At 61.8% G+C, this 16,031-nt stretch carries 25 protein-coding genes and 2 pseudogenes; 2 read left to right on the plus strand and 25 right to left on the minus strand.

Annotated features, from left to right (window positions below):
- Nucleotides 1–3: 3 nt before the first annotated feature.
- The gene (gene rplO, locus OKW52_RS21630; protein ID WP_264507544.1) at nucleotides 4–483 is read right to left on the minus strand and encodes a 50S ribosomal protein L15; all 480 of its coding nucleotides are present in this window, start codon (nucleotides 481–483) and stop codon (nucleotides 4–6) included.
- 234 nt (nucleotides 484–717) lie between these two features.
- Between rplO and OKW52_RS21635 the strand changes: the two genes are divergently transcribed.
- On the plus strand, nucleotides 718–1,521 hold the full coding sequence (locus tag OKW52_RS21635) for an intradiol ring-cleavage dioxygenase (RefSeq protein WP_264507545.1): 804 nt from the start codon (nucleotides 718–720) through the stop codon (nucleotides 1,519–1,521).
- 5 nt (nucleotides 1,522–1,526) lie between these two features.
- Here the strand turns inward: OKW52_RS21635 and OKW52_RS21640 are convergent, their stop codons facing one another.
- The 13 genes from OKW52_RS21640 to rpmC all read right to left on the minus strand — a co-directional run bounded on the left by OKW52_RS21640 (nucleotide 1,527) and on the right by rpmC (nucleotide 7,928).
- On the minus strand, nucleotides 1,527–2,732 hold the full coding sequence (locus OKW52_RS21640; RefSeq protein ID WP_264507546.1) for a cytochrome P450: 1,206 nt from the start codon (nucleotides 2,730–2,732) through the stop codon (nucleotides 1,527–1,529).
- A gap of 63 nt (nucleotides 2,733–2,795) precedes the next feature.
- Nucleotides 2,796–3,434, minus strand: coding sequence for a hypothetical protein (locus OKW52_RS21645; RefSeq protein WP_264507547.1), 639 nt, complete (start codon nucleotides 3,432–3,434; stop codon nucleotides 2,796–2,798).
- Nucleotides 3,435–3,633: 199 nt separating this feature from the next.
- Nucleotides 3,634–3,819 carry a 50S ribosomal protein L30 gene (gene rpmD / locus OKW52_RS21650; protein ID WP_264507548.1) on the minus strand — a complete coding sequence of 62 codons (186 nt, stop codon included), beginning with the start codon at nucleotides 3,817–3,819 and terminating at the stop codon, nucleotides 3,634–3,636.
- Between the two features lie 12 nt (nucleotides 3,820–3,831).
- A complete protein-coding gene (gene rpsE, locus OKW52_RS21655) occupies nucleotides 3,832–4,395 on the minus strand; it encodes a 30S ribosomal protein S5 (RefSeq protein ID WP_127109169.1) in 564 nt (187 codons plus the stop codon).
- A gap of 131 nt (nucleotides 4,396–4,526) precedes the next feature.
- Nucleotides 4,527–4,886, minus strand: a complete 360-nt coding sequence (gene rplR, locus OKW52_RS21660; protein ID WP_264507549.1) for a 50S ribosomal protein L18 — start codon at nucleotides 4,884–4,886, stop codon at nucleotides 4,527–4,529.
- 11 nt (nucleotides 4,887–4,897) lie between these two features.
- Nucleotides 4,898–5,431, minus strand: a complete 534-nt coding sequence (rplF, locus tag OKW52_RS21665) for a 50S ribosomal protein L6 (RefSeq protein WP_127109165.1) — start codon at nucleotides 5,429–5,431, stop codon at nucleotides 4,898–4,900.
- A gap of 11 nt (nucleotides 5,432–5,442) precedes the next feature.
- Nucleotides 5,443–5,841: a 30S ribosomal protein S8 gene (rpsH, locus tag OKW52_RS21670; RefSeq protein WP_127109163.1), complete on the minus strand. Its 399-nt coding sequence runs from the start codon at nucleotides 5,839–5,841 to the stop codon at nucleotides 5,443–5,445.
- An 11-nt stretch (nucleotides 5,842–5,852) separates the two neighbouring features.
- Nucleotides 5,853–6,158, minus strand: coding sequence for a 30S ribosomal protein S14 (rpsN, locus tag OKW52_RS21675; protein ID WP_127109161.1), 306 nt, complete (start codon nucleotides 6,156–6,158; stop codon nucleotides 5,853–5,855).
- An 18-nt stretch (nucleotides 6,159–6,176) separates the two neighbouring features.
- Complete coding sequence (gene rplE, locus OKW52_RS21680) at nucleotides 6,177–6,737, minus strand: 50S ribosomal protein L5 (protein ID WP_264507550.1); 561 nt, start codon at nucleotides 6,735–6,737, stop codon at nucleotides 6,177–6,179.
- Entirely contained in the window at nucleotides 6,737–7,042 is a 306-nt protein-coding gene (gene rplX / locus OKW52_RS21685; RefSeq protein WP_127109157.1) for a 50S ribosomal protein L24, read from the minus strand. Before rplX ends, rplE begins: the two co-directional genes overlap by 1 nt.
- On the minus strand, nucleotides 7,042–7,410 hold the full coding sequence (gene rplN, locus OKW52_RS21690) for a 50S ribosomal protein L14 (protein ID WP_127109155.1): 369 nt from the start codon (nucleotides 7,408–7,410) through the stop codon (nucleotides 7,042–7,044). Before rplN ends, rplX begins: the two co-directional genes overlap by 1 nt.
- A gap of 63 nt (nucleotides 7,411–7,473) precedes the next feature.
- On the minus strand, nucleotides 7,474–7,713 hold the full coding sequence (rpsQ, locus tag OKW52_RS21695; protein ID WP_127109153.1) for a 30S ribosomal protein S17: 240 nt from the start codon (nucleotides 7,711–7,713) through the stop codon (nucleotides 7,474–7,476).
- A gap of 11 nt (nucleotides 7,714–7,724) precedes the next feature.
- Nucleotides 7,725–7,928, minus strand: a complete 204-nt coding sequence (gene rpmC, locus OKW52_RS21700) for a 50S ribosomal protein L29 (RefSeq protein ID WP_127109151.1) — start codon at nucleotides 7,926–7,928, stop codon at nucleotides 7,725–7,727.
- 480 nt (nucleotides 7,929–8,408) lie between these two features.
- Here rpmC and OKW52_RS21705 point away from each other — a divergent pair, with 480 nt between their 5' ends.
- Nucleotides 8,409–9,326: a delta-class carbonic anhydrase gene (locus tag OKW52_RS21705; RefSeq protein ID WP_264507551.1), complete on the plus strand. Its 918-nt coding sequence runs from the start codon at nucleotides 8,409–8,411 to the stop codon at nucleotides 9,324–9,326.
- A 203-nt stretch (nucleotides 9,327–9,529) separates the two neighbouring features.
- Here OKW52_RS21705 and rplP read toward each other — a convergent pair whose 3' ends face one another.
- The 11 genes and pseudogenes from rplP to tuf all read right to left on the minus strand — a co-directional run bounded on the left by rplP (nucleotide 9,530) and on the right by tuf (nucleotide 16,027).
- A complete protein-coding gene (gene rplP / locus OKW52_RS21710) occupies nucleotides 9,530–9,943 on the minus strand; it encodes a 50S ribosomal protein L16 (protein ID WP_127109147.1) in 414 nt (137 codons plus the stop codon).
- Between the two features lie 14 nt (nucleotides 9,944–9,957).
- Nucleotides 9,958–10,668, minus strand: a pseudogene (gene rpsC, locus OKW52_RS21715) (30S ribosomal protein S3); the annotation flags it as partial.
- The gene (gene rplV, locus OKW52_RS21720) at nucleotides 10,668–11,048 is read right to left on the minus strand and encodes a 50S ribosomal protein L22 (RefSeq protein ID WP_127109143.1); all 381 of its coding nucleotides are present in this window, start codon (nucleotides 11,046–11,048) and stop codon (nucleotides 10,668–10,670) included. The gene rplV and the pseudogene rpsC, both read right to left, overlap by 1 nt.
- Before the next feature lie 3 nt (nucleotides 11,049–11,051).
- Nucleotides 11,052–11,330, minus strand: coding sequence for a 30S ribosomal protein S19 (rpsS, locus tag OKW52_RS21725; RefSeq protein ID WP_127109141.1), 279 nt, complete (start codon nucleotides 11,328–11,330; stop codon nucleotides 11,052–11,054).
- Nucleotides 11,331–11,333: 3 nt separating this feature from the next.
- On the minus strand, nucleotides 11,334–12,173 hold the full coding sequence (rplB, locus tag OKW52_RS21730; RefSeq protein WP_127109139.1) for a 50S ribosomal protein L2: 840 nt from the start codon (nucleotides 12,171–12,173) through the stop codon (nucleotides 11,334–11,336).
- Between the two features lie 240 nt (nucleotides 12,174–12,413).
- Nucleotides 12,414–12,764, minus strand: a complete 351-nt coding sequence (locus OKW52_RS21735; RefSeq protein WP_264507552.1) for a DUF2200 domain-containing protein — start codon at nucleotides 12,762–12,764, stop codon at nucleotides 12,414–12,416.
- 80 nt (nucleotides 12,765–12,844) lie between these two features.
- Nucleotides 12,845–13,141 (minus strand): 50S ribosomal protein L23, encoded by a 297-nt coding sequence (locus OKW52_RS21740; protein WP_127109135.1) that lies wholly within the window; start codon nucleotides 13,139–13,141, stop codon nucleotides 12,845–12,847.
- The gene (gene rplD, locus OKW52_RS21745; protein ID WP_127109133.1) at nucleotides 13,138–13,758 is read right to left on the minus strand and encodes a 50S ribosomal protein L4; all 621 of its coding nucleotides are present in this window, start codon (nucleotides 13,756–13,758) and stop codon (nucleotides 13,138–13,140) included. The genes OKW52_RS21740 and rplD overlap by 4 nt, the downstream gene beginning before the upstream one ends.
- Nucleotides 13,755–14,480 carry a 50S ribosomal protein L3 gene (rplC, locus tag OKW52_RS21750; protein WP_264507553.1) on the minus strand — a complete coding sequence of 242 codons (726 nt, stop codon included), beginning with the start codon at nucleotides 14,478–14,480 and terminating at the stop codon, nucleotides 13,755–13,757. The genes rplD and rplC overlap by 4 nt, the downstream gene beginning before the upstream one ends.
- A gap of 12 nt (nucleotides 14,481–14,492) precedes the next feature.
- Complete coding sequence (rpsJ, locus tag OKW52_RS21755; RefSeq protein WP_127109129.1) at nucleotides 14,493–14,801, minus strand: 30S ribosomal protein S10; 309 nt, start codon at nucleotides 14,799–14,801, stop codon at nucleotides 14,493–14,495.
- Nucleotides 14,802–14,850: 49 nt separating this feature from the next.
- Nucleotides 14,851–16,027, minus strand: a pseudogene (gene tuf, locus OKW52_RS21760) (elongation factor Tu).
- Nucleotides 16,028–16,031 lie beyond the last annotated feature (4 nt).

A 16,031-nucleotide genomic window follows, 5' to 3' on the forward strand; every position in this document is an offset into this window, starting at 1 on the left:
ACCTTATTCGGCTGCTTCAGCCACCGCGACCTTGGTTTTGAGCGTGCCGCCAGCTTTGGCAACAGCGTCGACCGCCGGTTTCGAGGCGCCCGTGACGCTGATGTTCAGCGCGGTGTTGAACTCGCCTTTGGCCAGAACGCGGATACCGTCCAGCTTGCGGCGCACCAGACCCGAAGCCACCAGAATGTCCTCGGTGATCTCGACCGAAGCGTCGATCTTGCCGGCGTCGATGAATTTCACGATGGCGCTGAGGTTGACCACAGCCCATTCTTTACGGTTCGGCTTGTTAAAGCCGCGTTTCGGCAGACGCCGGTACAGCGGCATCTGGCCGCCCTCGTAAGCGTTGATCGCAACGCCCGAACGCGATTTCTGACCCTTGATACCACGACCAGCGGTCTTGCCCTTGCCCGAACCCGGGCCGCGAGCAACGCGCTTCTTGGTTTTGTTGGCACCGGGATTGTCGTGCAGTTCGTTCAGTTTCATGTCGCATCTCCTATGCCGGAATACCCAACCTGCGACGGAAAAGGGCAACTCGGCGTTTCTTGGTTCTGAGTCGGCACAGTGCCGATCGGGGGCGTATAGACGGGAAGCTGCGGCGGTTCAAGCCTGCGCAGCGTGTGGCGGAGAGGCGCGCAGCCTGTTCACACAGTTGCGAGCCTTCCTCGCGACGGAACCGGGCGCACCCTACGTTCAAGCCGGTAACAAAGGGACACCCCGATGACAGATTTCCCCCTGAACCGCCGTCAGGTGCTGACCACGCTCGCCGTGGGCGCCAGCGGCCTGATGCTGCCGCGTCTGGTCTATGCCGACACCTCGGCGCTGATCCCCGGCAGCGATGTCTGCGCCCTGACCCCCGGCGTCACCGAGGGGCCCTATTACCTCGACACCGGCCTGATCCGCCGCGACATCACCGAGGGCAGGCCGGGCGTCCCTGTCCACCTGCGCCTGCAGGTGGTGGACGCTGCCTGTGCCCCGATCGAGGGCGCGCGGGTGGACCTGTGGCATTGCGATGCGCAAGGGGTCTATTCCAGCTTTGGCGGCGATTCCGGCCAAAGCTCGGCCCGCGGCGAGACGTTTCTGCGCGGCACGCAGATCGCCGATGCGCAGGGGATCGTCACCTTCGACACGATCTACCCCGGTTGGTATCGCGGCCGCACCACCCATATGCATTTCAAGGTCTGGCTGGACGAGCACACCGTCCTGACCGGACAGATCTTTGTCCCCGATGCGCTGTCGGAATACCTGTATCTCAACGTTCCGGCCTATCAGCGCGAAGGCGCGCGTGACACGGTCAACAGGACCGACCGTATCGCACAGCAGGCAACGCAGGCGTCCTTTGCGGCGGTAACCGAAGAGGACAGCGCCTATCTGGTGCAGATGATCATCGGCGTCGACCCCATGGCGAACGCCGACACAGACAACGACCGCCCTCCCCTGCCCCCGGGCAGCCGCCCGCCCGCAGACAGTCCGATGGACGGCGGACGCGGTGCATCGGCGCCCTTGGTCCCCGGCAGCGGCTAAGCCGCTCAGCGCACCCGGACCGGCAGCCTGGCATAGCCGCGGAACCGGGCCAACGGCACCAGGGCGCTGCCGCCATTCGCCGCCAGCTTGGGGAAGCGCTTGACCAGCCCGCCAATTGCCAGCCGCCCCTCCACCCGCGCCAGCGTCGCGCCAAGGCAGATGTGGATGCCGGTGGCAAAGGCCAGGTGCTTGTTGGGCTTGCGCGACAGATCCACGCGGTCAGGCTGATCGAACACCGCCGGATCACGGTTGGCCCCGGCGATCGAGGTGTGGATATAGGTCCCCTTGCGCAGCAGCGTGCCGCCAAGGTCGATATCCTCGCCCGCCAGCCGGTTGCCCTGCTGCAAAGGGCTCTCGAACCGCAAGAATTCCTCGACGGCAGAGGTGATCAGTGCCGGGTCGTCGATCAGCCGGCGATGCTCGCCCGGTGCGCCCAGCAGGATGCCGATCGAGTTGCCGACCAGACTGGTCGTCGTCTCATGCCCGGCGTTCAGCAGAAAAATGCAGTTCTGGATCAGCTCTTCCTCGGTCAGCCGCTGCCCGTCCACATCCCCGAAAATCAGGCTGTCCAGCACCTCCCCCTCCATCGCGCCGTCAGGATGGGCGCGGCGGTGGGCGATGATCTCGCTCAGGATCTCGGCGAACTCGGTCACGGCCTCATTCCCCGCCTTCAGCCGGTCAGGCGATACGACCGGGTCCAGCGCGCCCAGAATTGCCAGCGAATAGCCGCGCAGCTTGGTGCGGTAGTCGGGCGGGATGCCCAGCATGAAGCTGATGATCTCGGTCGGCAGAACCTTGGCGAAATCGTCGATCAGGTCCAGCTCGCCCAGATCCTCGACCCGGTCCAGAAGCCGGTCCACGATGCCCTCGATCAACCCCTCGAACACCGCCAGCTTGCGCGGGGTAAAGGCGGACGCCAGCAGCTTGCGCACCACGGTGTGATAGGGCGGATCGTTGAACACCAAGGACGTGGTGTGATGGGTATGCAGCGGGCATTGGCCGAACTTCTTGCCGAATTCCTCGGTCTTGTCCGACAGCATGGCGCGGGATTGATAGACTTTCAGGATATCGGCATGACGGGTCAGGAACACACTGCCATCGCCATTGCGATGCACCGGCGCCTGCTCACGCAGCGCGCGCAGGGTCGGATAGGGATCGCGGATATAGTCCATCCCGATGGCGTTCAGGTCGAAAGATGACACGTCGAGCATTCTGGCCCCTCCCCGGCTGCGCTGAGAGTGGCGCAGCCGAGCGGAAGGGACAAGGGAGCCCGTCTACTCAGCAGCCCGAGGCATGAACACAGCGATGTCGCCGACGATCTCGTTGACACCCCAGTTGCGCAGATAGAGGCGGCCGTTAACGATGTAGAGATCCTTCACCGGATACTCGGACATCTCATAGCCGTCATTGCGAGAGAAGCGGATGAAGGCATCGCGGCGCTCCAACCCGGGTTCGATCAGCGCGAACAGGTCGGGGGGCATGTTGGCGTCCACTTCACGCAACACCCCGAGCACGTCATCGTACCCGTTGATGCGCTCGTCCTGCAAACGGCAAACGGCCTCAAGGCCGACCCCAATGGCAGTGCTGCTGATACCGAGCAAGGGCGACTCGGCTCCGACCATTGCTACAGCGGCCCCGAGCAGACGCGCGGTGCGCACAAGCACGCCGCTGTCGGGCTGAGCCTGCGCGCCGCCCGTAGCCCCCACGCTTGTCGCGCCGGTACGCGGGTTGACCATCAGATAGAGCATCGGGCCGGGATCAGAGGGCGCCGCATTGGCTGCCCGTGCCGCGTCTCCGGCCGGAGATTGGCGACGCTCAATGACCTGAGAAAGACGGTAGTCACACAGCCCGGCCTGCGCCGCCATGGGCGCAAGGCTTGGCAGCGCGATGGCGAGAAATACGGCGAAACGCATGAGTCACCCCTGAGATGGCACGCCCGGCGTAGGCGGGCCGCGCAGGAAAGGGAAGAGCTTGCCCGCGCAAGGGTGATCAACTTTGACGGAGCAGTCCGGCCGCGACGCGCGCAGGCGCTCGCGCACGGCACGCAGAGTGACGGACATAGCAAAAGGGCGGGGTTTCCCCCGCCCTTTCAAAAACGCACCAAGCCGTGGCTCAGGCTTTTTCTTCGATGAGCTGCACCAGGTGCGGGATCGAGTTCACCATGCCGCGCACAGAAGGGGTGTCTTCCAGTTCGCGGGTCTTGTGCATCTTGTTCAGACCCAGGCCTTTCAGCGTGTCACGCTGTTTGGCGGGGCGGCGGATCGGCGAGCCGATCTGCTTGACGGTGATGGTTGCCATGCTCAGCTCTCCTTACGCGTCAGTGGTGGCCGCGGCATCATCCTTGCGGAGGATATCGGCAACCTTTTTGCTACGACGCTGCGCAACCTGACGGGGGCTGGCTTGCTTTTTCAGGCCGTCCATGGTCGCGCGGATCATGTTGTAGGGGTTCTGCGAGCCGAGCGATTTCGCCACGACGTCTTGCAGGCCCAGCATCTCGAACACTGCGCGCATCGGACCACCGGCGATGATCCCGGTACCGGGAACGGTCGTCCGCATCACGACTTTACCAGCGCCATGACGGCCCTCGATGTCGTGGTGCAGCGTGCGGCCGTCTTTGAGCGGAACGCGGATCATCGAACGTTTGGCTTGTTCGGTCGCCTTGCGGACGGCCTCGGGCACTTCTTTCGCCTTGCCCTTGCCAAAGCCGACACGGCCTTTCTGGTCGCCGACAACGACGAGTGCGGCGAAGCCAAAGCGCTTACCACCCTTGACGGTCTTCGACACGCGGTTGATCGCGACAAGGCGATCGGCGAATTCGGGGTTCTCGTCGCGCTCGTCGCGGCGGCCTCCCCGGCGGTTGTCACGTTCTGCCATTGAGGCATCCTTATATTAGGTGGCGCGCTCTGATGTGCGCCGCTGATACCCGATCACGGTGGGCAAAGGCCACTGGCCCCTGCGCCCCGGATCATCGAGGCGGCACCTTGACGGTGCCGCCTGCACTGAAATCAGAACTTCAGGCCGCCCTCGCGGGCCGCATCGGCAAGAGCCTTGATCTTGCCGTGGAACAGGAAACCGCCACGATCGAAATAGCACTCCTCGACGCCAGCCGCTTTCGCGCGCTCGGCAATCGTGGCGCCAATCTTGGCAGCCGCGTCGATGTTGTTCACACCGATCACACCCAGTTCCTTTTCCAGCGTCGACGCTGCGGCGACCGTGGTCCCGTTGGCATCGTCGATCAGCTGGACGCTGATGTTCTTGTTCGAACGGTGGACCGACAGGCGCATACGGCCGTTGGCGGTCTTCCGCAGTTTGTTCCGGACGCGCTGACGACGCTTCTGGAACAGCTTCATCTTGGTGTTCGCCATCGTTCGCGTCCTTACTTCTTCTTGCCTTCCTTACGGAAGATATACTCGTCCTTGTAGCGGATCCCTTTGCCCTTGTAGGGCTCGGGCGAACGCCACTCGCGGATATTCGCGGCGACCTGGCCCACTTTCTGCGCGTCGATACCTTCGATCACGATTTCGGTGGGTTTCGGGGTTGCGACGGTGATGCCCTCAGGAACCGCGAAGATGACTTCGTGGCTATAGCCGAGCGACAGCTTCAGGTCTTTGCCCTGCATTGCTGCACGGTAACCAACCCCGACCAGTTCCATTTCTTTCTTGAAACCGGTCGAAACGCCGACGGTCAGGTTCTCGACCATCGAGCGGGTCATCCCCCACTGCTGGCGAGCCCGCTTGGAATTGCCGCGGGGCGTAACTTTGATGGCACCATCTTCTTGGGTGATGGTGACATCGTCGGTGGCGGTGAAGGACAGCGTGCCCTTGGGGCCTTTGACCGAAACGGTCTGGCCCGAGATCGTCGCGTTCACACCCGAAGGTACAGCGACAGGCTTCTTGCCGATACGAGACATGCCAGCCCTCCTCAGAACACGCGGCAGAGCACTTCGCCGCCAACGTTGGCAGCGCGTGCATTCGCATCGGACATGACGCCTTTCGGGGTCGAAACCACCGAAATGCCCAGGCCGTTGCGAACCGACGGAATTTCTTTGACGCCGGCGTAGACGCGGCGGCCCGGCTTGGACACGCGCGACACTTCCCGGATCGCCGGTTCACCGGACGAATACTTCAGCTGGATTTCCAGCTCAGCATGACCGGCGGCGGAGGTCTTGGGCTCGTAACCGCGGATGTAACCTTCCGCGATCAGAACATCGAGCACCCAAGCACGCAGCTTGGACGCGGGCGTGATGACGGTCGCCTTCCCGCGCATTTGCGCGTTCCGGATACGGGTCAGCATATCGCCGAGAGGATCGTTCATAGACATGGCGCTCCTCCTTACCAGCTGGACTTGACCATGCCCGGGATCTGACCAAACGAGGACAGCTCACGCAGCATGATGCGGCTAAGTTTCAGTTTGCGATAGTAAGCCTTCGGACGACCGGTCAGCTCGCAGCGGTTGTGCAGACGCACGGCCGACGAGTTGCGCGGCAGTTCAGCCAGCTTCAGGTTCGCTTTAAAACGATCTTCCATCGAGGCGGTCGAGTCCGTCGCAACGGCTTTCAGCGCAGCCCGCTTGGTCGCATATTGTGCAACCAGCTTCTGACGCTTCTTCTCACGCTCGACCATGGATTTCTTGGCCATATTCTCTCTCCTTCCGCGTCAGCTGGTGAAGGGCATGTTGAATTGCTTCAACAGGGCCTTGGCTTCCGCGTCGGTCTTCGCGGTGGTGCAGATGATGATGTCCATGCCCAGGACGTCGCCGACTTTATCAAAGTCGATTTCGGGGAACACGATGTGTTCCTTCATGCCCATGGCATAGTTGCCACGGCCATCGAACGACGTGCCTTTGACGCCGCGGAAGTCGCGGACGCGGGGCAGTGCAACGGTGATCAGACGCTCGAGGAATTCGTACATCCGGTCACCGCGCAGGGTCACCTTGCAGCCGAGCGGCATGTCTTCACGAACGCGGAAACCAGCGATCGAGGTTTTGGCCTTGGTCACCACGGCGTTCTGGCCGGCGATCAGGGTCAGATCAGCTTGCGCCGACTTCACCTTCTTGGTGTCCTTGACCGCTTCGCCGACGCCCATGTTCAGCACGATCTTGTCGAGCCGCGGGATCATCATGTCGTTCTTGTAGGCGAACTCTTCACGCAGAGCCGCACGGATGCGGTCTTTGTAGTCGGCCTTGAAGCGCGGGGTGTAGGTGGCAGCGTCCAACATCAGATCACCTCTCCGGTCGACTTGGCGAAGCGAACTTTCGCACCGTCTTCAAAGCGGAAGCCGACGCGGGTTGCTTTCCCGTTCGAGTCCATCAGCGCCAGGTTCGACAGCTGGATCGGCATCGCCTTGGGAAGGCGGCCGCCCTGAGCGGTCTGGCTGGGCTTGGTGTGACGGATCGAGATGTTGATACCGTCGACGATGGCTTTGCCGGCAGTCGGCATCACGAGCGAGATTTCGCCCTGTTTGCCTTTGTCTTTGCCAGCAAGGACGACAACCTTGTCACCCTTCTTGAGTTTCGCAGCCATCAGAGCACCTCCGGAGCCAGCGAGATGATCTTCATGAAGTTCTTCGAACGCAGTTCGCGCACGACCGGCCCGAAGATACGGGTACCGACCGGCTCACCCTGGTTGTTCAGGATGACGGCGGCGTTGCGGTCGAAACGAATCGCGGTGCCATCGGCACGACGAACTTCTTTGGCGGTGCGCACGACAACGGCTTTACGCACGTCGCCCTTTTTCACACGGCCTTTCGGAATCGCTTCCTTTACCGAGACGACGATGATGTCGCCTACGGAAGCGTAGCGGCGATGCGAACCGCCCAGAACCTTGATGCACTGAACCCGGCGAGCGCCGGAGTTGTCAGCAACATCCAGATTGGTCTGCATCTGGATCATAGGGTTACTCCCGACCTTTGGGCATTGTGCCCAGGGTTTCGATCAAACTGATCGATCAATGGTTTACGCGGTGGCGTCGACCACGACCTGCCAGCGTTTCGTCTTCGAAATCGGTGCGCATTCTTCAATGCGAACAGAGTCACCGACCTTGAACGTGTTGAGCGGATCGTGCGCGCGATATTTCTTCGAGCTACGAACCGTTTTCTTCATGACGGGGTGCGTGAAGCGGCGCTCGACCAGAACGGTAACCGTCTGCTCGTTCTGATCCGAGGTCACGGTGCCTTGCAGGATGCGTTTGGGCATTGTCGTTATCCTCAGTTCGCCGCCGCAGCAGCGGCTTTTTGGTTCAGGACAGTCTGGACGCGCGCGACATCGCGGCGCACCTGACGGATGCGCGCGGTGTTCTCGAGCTGGCTGGTGGCTTTCTGGAAGCGGAGGTTGAAGGCCTCCTTCTTCAGCGCCACCAGATCAGCGCGCAGCTGGTCCGGGGTCTTGTTGGTCAGTTCAGCGGCGTTCATGCGCCTTTTCCTTCTCTCACAACACCAGAGGGCCCCTGCAGTCTGCTCAGGGTCACCTGTGATCTGGTGGATCAATGACAAGCCCGCTGATTCCGACGACGGAATCCGCGAGATGGGGCTCTATACGGGTGTTGCCCCCCAAGGGCAAGGAAGAAGTTTGCCCGCGCCCTGCCCGCCCGCCTGACCAGCGTGCTTGCGTCAGCGGACCGCGTTTCGTCGGACCATTGGCCGGAAGATGCCGACTCTGGCGATTCTTCGTCGTGCACCAGCGCCACGGAAGGATTTAGCCGCCCATGGTATTATGGGTGAAGACTCCACCAATTAATAGAAGTGAGTCCCCCCGCATTTTAAGAAATGTCGCTGTTTTTAGTCTGCGCCTTGGGGTTGCCCGATTTGGAATCAAAGATCACGATACCGCGGCGGCCAATTGGCCAACGGGTTTCAGCGTCTTTGGCGCATTCTCTTATTTGGGATTCACAGATGTCACAGCCAATACTTGTCGCCCTCGTCGCGTCCCTGGCACTCACGCCGATTGCCGCCGGGGCTGAAGTCACGCCGGACGCCGGCGCGCATGACTCTGGTCCTCAGGCGAGCGCGTCTGCGCACACGGGGCATGAAGCCGTGGTCGATGCGGTGATCGCTGCACAGCGCGCCGCTTTGCAGACCGCCACCGATGGCGCCGGATTCGGTCCGCAGTCACCGCGTGACATTGACCGGCACGACGGCAGCAATCTGCGCGTCTTCGGCTTTGCCCCCGACCCAACGCGCATGAATCTGTGCAACATCCATTTCCACGAAGGGGCTGAGCATCGCGGGGGTGACTTCACAACCTACGCCGGCAATGGCGACGGCAGTGGCTATGGAACCGGCTATCTCTATAACGGCACCCTCTCGCTGGCAGAACTCACCCCTTATGACCATCCGGTCGGCAACACCGGCCACGGCGCGCTGGAACCCGGCGATACGATCGAAGTGCATTTTGTCTTCAGCACGGCGCAGGTAGCCCCCGGCGCGACACTCGGCTCGTGTCTGGACGATGAAACCGGCAATCCGCAGCTGCGCGTGGAAACGCAGGTCATGGTGCTGGTCAATGACGACAATGCCGCGAACTTCGGTCGGCTGGCGCAGGTCCAGATCATGTACGGCTATGCGCAGGTGCCCAACCTGCCGACCGATACCGGCACGCCGGTTGTCTATACCGGCTCGACCACCGGCCCCAGCTATAATGAAGCCGGCTCACCCTTTCAGGTCACGTGGAGCGTGCGCCCGCAGGTCATGCGCGTGAGCATCAGCTCGGTGGACGCATGGCTGGCGGACAACGCTTTCGACGAAGACCATGCCCATGGCGTGCGCAATCTGGTCATCAACCCGGCCCTGTTGTCGCGGATTGAAGACTGACGGTCCGGCGGCAGGGTTTATTAACCCCCTGCCCACCCGCTTCGCGCCTGTAACAGCCTCCCTTAAAGGGTGGCTGTTACAAGAGCAGGCCCTCTTGCTGCGCCGTTGCGGTGCGGTGCCGCCTCCCCGCGCAACGAAAAACCCCCGCCGGTCGCCCGGCGGGGGTTCGATTTTCGGTAGGGTGAGGTTTCACCCCACCACGCTTACCAGTCTTCGCGCAGAACGACGCGGGTCTTGATCGGCAGCTTCATGGCAGCAAGGCGCAGCGCTTCGCGAGCGATCTCTTCGCTCACGCCGTCCAGCTCGAACATGATCCGGCCCGGCTTCACTTTGCAGGCCCAGAAATCCACCGAACCCTTACCTTTACCCATGCGGACTTCGGTAGGCTTCGAGGTCACCGGGACATCCGGGAAAATCCGGATCCAGACACGGCCTTGACGTTTCATGTGACGCGTCATCGCACGACGAGCAGCTTCGATCTGACGCGCGGTGACGCGCTCGGGCTCAACAGCCTTCAGGCCGAACGAGCCAAAGTTCAGATCCGAACCGCCCTTTGCCAGACCGTGGATACGGCCCTTGTGCTGTTTGCGGAACTTAGTCCGTTTTGGTTGCAGCATTGGTCTTCTCCTGTGCGGCGATCAGCGGCGGCCGCGGGGGCGCTGCTGGGGCCTTCCTGAAGCTCGGCATGCCGGCGATCGCGCGCCTGCGGGTCGTGCTCCATGATGTCGCCCTTGTAGATCCAGACTTTGATCCCGATGATCCCGTAAGGGGTCGAGGCCTCGGCCAGCGCATAGTCGATGTCGGCGCGCAGCGTGTGCAGCGGAACGCGACCCTCGCGGTACCATTCGGTACGCGCGATCTCGGCACCACCCAGACGGCCCGCGATGTTCACGCGGATACCCAGGGCACCGATGCGCATCGCGTTCTGCACCGAGCGCTTCATCGCGCGACGGAACGAAACACGACGCTCGAGCTGCTGAGCGATCGACTCGGCAACCAGCTGGGCGTCCAGCTCGGGCTTGCGGACTTCAACGATGTTGAGGTGCAGTTCCGAGTCGGTGAAGTTCGCCAGCTTCTTGCGCAGACCTTCGATGTCCGCGCCTTTCTTGCCGATGATCACGCCCGGACGCGCGGTGTGAATGGTCACACGGCACTTCTTGTGCGGACGCTCGATGATGACGCGGCTGATACCGGCAGCCTTGCACTCTTCATGGATGAAGTCGCGCATGCGCAGGTCTTCAAGCAGCAACTCGCCATAGTTCTTGCCGTCGGCGTACCAGCGGCTGTCCCAGGTGCGGTTGACCTGCAGGCGCATCCCGATGGGGTTTACCTTCTGTCCCATTACGCTTGCTCCTCGCGCTCGCGCACCGTGATGGTGAGCTCCGAAAACGGCTTCATGATCTTGCCGAAACGGCCGCGAGCCCGCGGACGACCGCGTTTCATGACCAGATTCTTGCCGACCCAGGCTTCAGCGACGATCAGATTGTCGACGTCCAGGCCGTGATTGTTTTCGGCGTTAGCAATCGCCGACTGAAGGCATTTCTTCACGTCGATGGCGATACGCTTTTTCGAAAAGGTCAGGTCGGCGAGCGCCTTCTCAACCTTCTTGCCGCGGATGAGACCAGCGACCAGGTTCAGCTTCTGCGGCGAGGTGCGCAGCATGCGGAGCTTGGCCATAGCCTCGTTGTCAGCCACGCGGCGCGGATTTTGCTCTTTACCCATGGCTTATTTCCGTTTCGCTTTCTTGTCGGCAGCGTGACCATAATAGGTCCGGGTCGGCGAATACTCACCGAACTTCTGCCCGATCATTTCTTCGGTCACGTTGACAGGAATATGTTTCTTGCCGTTGTAGACGCCGAAGGTCAGGCCGACAAACTGCGGCAGGATCGTCGAGCGACGCGACCAGATCTTGATGACTTCGTTACGCCCGGAATCGCGCGCTTTCTCGGCTTTTTTCAGCAGATAGGCGTCGACGAAGGGGCCCTTCCAAATAGAACGTGCCATGGATTAGCGGCCCTTCTTCTTGGCGTGACGCGAGCGGATGATGTACTTATCCGTCGCCTTGTTCGAACGGGTGCGGGTACCCTTGGTATCCTTACCCCACGGCGAAACAGGCGTACGGCCGCCCGAGGTCCGGCCTTCACCACCACCATGCGGGTGGTCGATCGGGTTCATCGCAACACCGCGAACGGTCGGCTTGATGCCCATGTGACGGCGACGGCCGGCTTTGCCGAGGTTCTGGTTCGAGTGATCGGAGTTCGACACAGCGCCCAGGGTTGCCATGCATTCCTGGCGCACCATGCGCAGTTCGCCCGACGACAAACGCAGCTGTGCGTAGCCACCATCACGACCAACGAACTGGGCATAGGTGCCTGCCGCGCGAGCGATCTGGCCGCCCTTGCCCGGTTTCAGTTCGACGTTGTGAACGATGGTACCCAGCGGCATGCCCGAGAACGGCATCGCGTTCCCCGGTTTGACGTCGGTTTTCGCGCTCGAGATCACCTGGTCGCCAACGGCCAGGCGCTGCGGCGCGAGGATGTAATTGACCTCGCCGTCCGCGTAGCGGATCAGCGCGATGAACGCGGTGCGGTTGGGGTCATATTCGATCCGCTCCACCGTGGCGGGGATGTCGAATTTGCGACGCTTGAAGTCCACAATACGGTACAGACGCTTTGCGCCGCCGCCCTTGTGGAATGCCGTGATCCGTCCGGTGTTGTTCCGACCGCCCGTTTTGGTCAAACCCTGAGTGAGGTGCTTGACCGGACGCCCTTTCCAAAGCTCCGAACGGTCGATCAGAACCAGCCCTCGCTGGCCAGGCGTCGTCGGTTTGTACGACTTAAGTGCCATGCTTTCTGTCTTCCGTTGCTTTGTGGCAGGTTGCCCCGCCTGTCTGTTGAAGCCCCCCGAAGGTGGCCATAGAAGGGGTCGCTTGGGCATGCCCGCGAGACCCTGGTTCCATAAGACACGAGCCCCGGACGAATCCGGGGCGCGTGACTGGGCGGGGATTACGTGAATTCCACCCGCGCGTCCATAGCCATGACTGTCATTTTTTTGATTCCTTCAAGGAATCGCACAGACCGGCCAGTCTCAGCTGCGCAGGATCTTCGACATCGGCCGTCCCCGGGCCAACTCGTCGACCAGTTTGTCCAGATAACGGATCTCGCGCATCGTTTCTTCTTCGATTTCCTCGATCTGCACGCCGCAAATCTTGCCGGTGATCTTCACCCGCTCCGGATTCATCGCCGGGGCGTCGGCAAAGAAGGTCTCGAAATCCGTCTTGTCACTGATTCGGGCGTCCAGCGTGGCCTGATCGTAGCCGGTGAGCCAGTGGATCACCTGATCGACCTCGGCCTTGGCGCGGCCCTTCTTTTCGGCCTTGGCCACATAGAGTGGATACACGCTGCCAAAACTCATCGTGTAGACGCGATGCTTTGCCATTCCCTCCCCTCCCCGACGCAAAACGCAAAGGGGCCCAGGCTTGCCAGCCCGGGCCCTTCCGAAAAGATCGTCAACTCTGATTACAGACCGGTCGTCACGTCGATGGCGTTGCCGTCTTCGAGCGAGACATAGGCTTTCTTGACGTCTTTGCGCGTGCCCAGGATGCCCCGGAAGCGCTTGACTTTGCCTTTGGTGATCAAGGTGTTGATCGCTTTGACCTTGACGCCGAAGAGAGCTTCGACAGCCTCTTTGATCTGCGGCTTGGTCGAGTCGATCGCCACTTCGAAAACAACGGCGTTGGCTTCAGAAGCCATCGTTGCTTTCTCGGTGATGATCGGCTTGCGGATCACGTCGTAGTGTTCGGGTTTCGCGCTCATGCCAGTCGAGCCTCCAGAGCTTCGACGCCCGCCCGCGTGATGACCAGGGTCTCACGCTTGAGGATGTCGTAGACGTTCGCGCCCATCGACGGCAGGATATCCACGCCTTCGAGGTTGCGGGCGGCGGCGGCGAAGTTCTCGTTGACCGAGGCGCCGTCGATGATCAGGACCTTTTTCCAGCCCAGATCCGTCACTGCTTTTGCCAGCAGCGCGGTCTTGGCTTCGGCCATGTCGGCCACGTCCAGGATCACCAGCTTGCCCGCTGCGGCCTTGGCCGAGAGCGCATGCTTGAGACCCAGAGCGCGGACCTTCTTGGGCAGATCGAAGGCGTGCGACCGCGGGGTCGGGCCTTTGTAGACGCCGCCCTTACGGAAGATCGGTGCCTTCTTGGACCCGTGGCGAGCGCCGCCGGTGCCTTTTTGGCGATAGATCTTCTTGGTCGAGTAGGACACGTCCGAACGACCCAGCGTCGAGTGGGTGCCGGCCTGTGCGCGAGCACGCTGCCAGCGCACCACACGGTGCAGCAGGTCAACACGAACCTCGAGCCCGAAGATCGCGTCGTTCAGCTCGAGCTCACCTGCGTTGGCGGCGTCGAGTTTGATCACGTCGAGTTTCATTCATCGGCTCCTTCAGCGGCAGGCGCTGCTTCGGCAACGGCGGAACCCGAGGCCTTCAGGCCAGCAGGACGCGGAGCGTCGGCATGCGCGGGCTTCTTGACCGCGTCCTTGATGGTGACCCAGCCGCCTTTCGACCCCGGAACAGCGCCCTTGACCATGATCAGGCCACGGTCGGCGTCGGTCCGAACGATTTCCAGGTTCTGCGTGGTGACGCGCGCGGCACCCATGTGACCAGCCATCTTCTTGCCTTTGAACACCTTGCCGGGGTCCTGGCACTGGCCGGTCGAACCATGCGAACGGTGGCTGATCGACACGCCGTGCGAGGCGCGCAGACCACCGAAGTTGTGGCGCTTCATAACGCCCGCAAAGCCTTTACCGATCGAGGTCCCGGCGATGTCAACGTATTGACCGGCCAGGTAGTGGTCAGCCGAAATCTCGGCACCCACTTCGATCAGGTTGTCGGGGCTCACGCGGAATTCGGCCAGTTTGCGCTTGGGCGCAACATTGGCTTTCGCGTAGTGGCCCCGCATCGGCGCGGTGACGCGCTTTGCTTTGGCGGTGCCGGCACCGAGTTGAACTGCCGTGTAGCCGTCATTGTCAGCGGTCCGCTGAGCGACAACTTGCAGGGCATCGAGCTGAAGAACGGTTACCGGGATCTGGCGACCGTCCTCCATGAACAGCCGGGTCATACCCAGCTTTTTAGCGATGACTCCAGAGCGCATGCGACAGGCTCCTTAAACTTTGATTTCGACGTCGACACCAGCAGCGAGGTCGAGCTTCATGAGCGCGTCCACGGTCTGCGGGGTCGGATCGACGATGTCGAGCAGACGCTTGTGCGTCCGGATTTCCCACTGGTCGCGCGACTTCTTGTCGATGTGCGGACCACGCAGGACGGTGAATTTTTCGATCTTGTTCGGCAGCGGGATCGGCCCGCGAACTTGAGCGCCCGTGCGCTTGGCCGTGTTCACGATCTCCGCGGTGGACGCATCCAGAACGCGGTAATCGAAGGCCTTGAGCCGGATGCGAATGGTTTGACCTGCCATCGTTTTTTCCCTCGGGTTGCGGGTGAGGCTTGCGCCTCACCCAACCGCGTTACTTCAGAATCTTCGAGACGACGCCTGCACCGACGGTGCGGCCGCCTTCGCGGATGGCGAAGCGCAGTTTCTCTTCCATCGCGATCGGGGCGATGAGCGAGACTTCGAACTTCAGGTTGTCACCGGGCATGACCATCTCGGTGCCCTCGGGCAGCTTGACGGTGCCGGTCACGTCCGTGGTGCGGAAGTAGAACTGCGGGCGGTAGTTGGCGAAGAACGGCGTGTGACGGCCACCCTCTTCCTTGGTCAGGATATACGCCTCGGCTTCGAAGTCGGTGTGCGGGTTGACCGATTTCGGCTTGCACAGCACCTGGCCGCGCTCAACGCCGTCACGCTCGATGCCGCGCAGCAGGATACCGACGTTGTCGCCAGCTTCCCCACGATCCAGCAGTTTGCGGAACATTTCCACGCCCGTGCAGATCGACTTCTTGGTGTCGCGGATGCCGACGATTTCGACTTCGTCGCCAACGTTGATCACGCCACGCTCGACACGACCGGTCACAACCGTACCACGACCCGAGATCGAGAACACGTCTTCGATCGGCATCAGGAACGGCTGGTCGATGGCGCGGGCCGGGGTCGGGATGTAGGTGTCGACGGCTTCCATCAGCGCGCGGATCGAGATCCTCGCCGATTTCCTTCATCTCACCGATCATCGCCTGATAGGCCGAGCCTTTGACGATCGGAATGTCGTCGCCGGGGTATTCGTACGACGAGAACAGCTCGCGCAGTTCCATTTCGACCAGCTCGATCAGCTCTTCGTCGTCGACCAGGTCGACCTTGTTCATGTAGCAGACCATGTACGGAATGCCGACCTGACGGCCGAGCAGGATGTGCTCGCGCGTCTGGGGCATCGGGCCGTCCGAGGCTGCGCAGACCAGGATCGCGCCGTCCATCTGGGCAGCACCGGTGATCATGTTCTTCACGTAGTCGGCGTGGCCGGGGCAGTCGACGTGCGCATAGTGGCGCGCAGCGGTCTCGTATTCCACGTGCGCCGTCGAGATCGTGATCCCGCGGGCTTTCTCTTCCGGCGCGCCGTCGATCTGGTCATAGGCCCGGAAGTCACCAAAGTATTTGGTGATCGCTGCGGTCAGCGTCGTCTTGCCGTGGTCAACGTGACCGATCGTCCCGATGTTCACGTGCGGCTTGTTACGTTCAAACTTTGCCTTCGCCATGATG

Source organism: Pararhodobacter zhoushanensis, from assembly GCF_025949695.1.
Lineage (GTDB): Bacteria > Pseudomonadota > Alphaproteobacteria > Rhodobacterales > Rhodobacteraceae > Pararhodobacter > Pararhodobacter zhoushanensis_A.

What these genes read in the sequence shown, in the direction of transcription:
- OKW52_RS21705 (WP_264507551.1), top strand. Translation starts at nt 8,409, where the DNA reads ATGTCACAGCCAATACTTGTCGCCCTCGTCGCGTCCCTGGCACTCACG.
- rplE (WP_264507550.1), bottom strand. Translation starts at nt 6,737, where the DNA reads ATGTTGGACGCTGCCACCTACACCCCGCGCTTCAAGGCCGACTACAAA.
- OKW52_RS21645 (WP_264507547.1), bottom strand. Translation starts at nt 3,434, where the DNA reads ATGCGTTTCGCCGTATTTCTCGCCATCGCGCTGCCAAGCCTTGCGCCC.
- rplN (WP_127109155.1), bottom strand. Translation starts at nt 7,410, where the DNA reads ATGATCCAGATGCAGACCAATCTGGATGTTGCTGACAACTCCGGCGCT.
- rplP (WP_127109147.1), bottom strand. Translation starts at nt 9,943, where the DNA reads ATGCTGCAACCAAAACGGACTAAGTTCCGCAAACAGCACAAGGGCCGT.
- rpmC (WP_127109151.1), bottom strand. Translation starts at nt 7,928, where the DNA reads ATGAACGCCGCTGAACTGACCAACAAGACCCCGGACCAGCTGCGCGCT.
- rplF (WP_127109165.1), bottom strand. Translation starts at nt 5,431, where the DNA reads ATGTCTCGTATCGGCAAGAAGCCTGTCGCTGTACCTTCGGGTGTGAAC.
- rpsS (WP_127109141.1), bottom strand. Translation starts at nt 11,330, where the DNA reads ATGGCACGTTCTATTTGGAAGGGCCCCTTCGTCGACGCCTATCTGCTG.
- rpsN (WP_127109161.1), bottom strand. Translation starts at nt 6,158, where the DNA reads ATGGCCAAGAAATCCATGGTCGAGCGTGAGAAGAAGCGTCAGAAGCTG.
- rpsQ (WP_127109153.1), bottom strand. Translation starts at nt 7,713, where the DNA reads ATGCCCAAACGCATCCTGCAAGGCACCGTGACCTCGGATCAGAACGAG.
- rpsH (WP_127109163.1), bottom strand. Translation starts at nt 5,841, where the DNA reads ATGTCTATGAACGATCCTCTCGGCGATATGCTGACCCGTATCCGGAAC.
- rplV (WP_127109143.1), bottom strand. Translation starts at nt 11,048, where the DNA reads ATGGGTAAAGAGCAAAATCCGCGCCGCGTGGCTGACAACGAGGCTATG.
- OKW52_RS21635 (WP_264507545.1), top strand. Translation starts at nt 718, where the DNA reads ATGACAGATTTCCCCCTGAACCGCCGTCAGGTGCTGACCACGCTCGCC.
- rplC (WP_264507553.1), bottom strand. Translation starts at nt 14,480, where the DNA reads ATGCGCTCTGGAGTCATCGCTAAAAAGCTGGGTATGACCCGGCTGTTC.
- rplR (WP_264507549.1), bottom strand. Translation starts at nt 4,886, where the DNA reads ATGGCGAACACCAAGATGAAGCTGTTCCAGAAGCGTCGTCAGCGCGTC.
- rplD (WP_127109133.1), bottom strand. Translation starts at nt 13,758, where the DNA reads ATGAAACTCGACGTGATCAAACTCGACGCCGCCAACGCAGGTGAGCTC.
- OKW52_RS21740 (WP_127109135.1), bottom strand. Translation starts at nt 13,141, where the DNA reads ATGAGCGCGAAACCCGAACACTACGACGTGATCCGCAAGCCGATCATC.
- rpsE (WP_127109169.1), bottom strand. Translation starts at nt 4,395, where the DNA reads ATGGCAGAACGTGACAACCGCCGGGGAGGCCGCCGCGACGAGCGCGAC.
- rplX (WP_127109157.1), bottom strand. Translation starts at nt 7,042, where the DNA reads ATGGCTGCGAAACTCAAGAAGGGTGACAAGGTTGTCGTCCTTGCTGGC.
- OKW52_RS21735 (WP_264507552.1), bottom strand. Translation starts at nt 12,764, where the DNA reads ATGGCAAAGCATCGCGTCTACACGATGAGTTTTGGCAGCGTGTATCCA.
- rpsJ (WP_127109129.1), bottom strand. Translation starts at nt 14,801, where the DNA reads ATGGCAGGTCAAACCATTCGCATCCGGCTCAAGGCCTTCGATTACCGC.
- rplO (WP_264507544.1), bottom strand. Translation starts at nt 483, where the DNA reads ATGAAACTGAACGAACTGCACGACAATCCCGGTGCCAACAAAACCAAG.
- OKW52_RS21640 (WP_264507546.1), bottom strand. Translation starts at nt 2,732, where the DNA reads ATGCTCGACGTGTCATCTTTCGACCTGAACGCCATCGGGATGGACTAT.
- rpmD (WP_264507548.1), bottom strand. Translation starts at nt 3,819, where the DNA reads ATGGCAACCATCACCGTCAAGCAGATCGGCTCGCCGATCCGCCGCCCC.
- rplB (WP_127109139.1), bottom strand. Translation starts at nt 12,173, where the DNA reads ATGGCACTTAAGTCGTACAAACCGACGACGCCTGGCCAGCGAGGGCTG.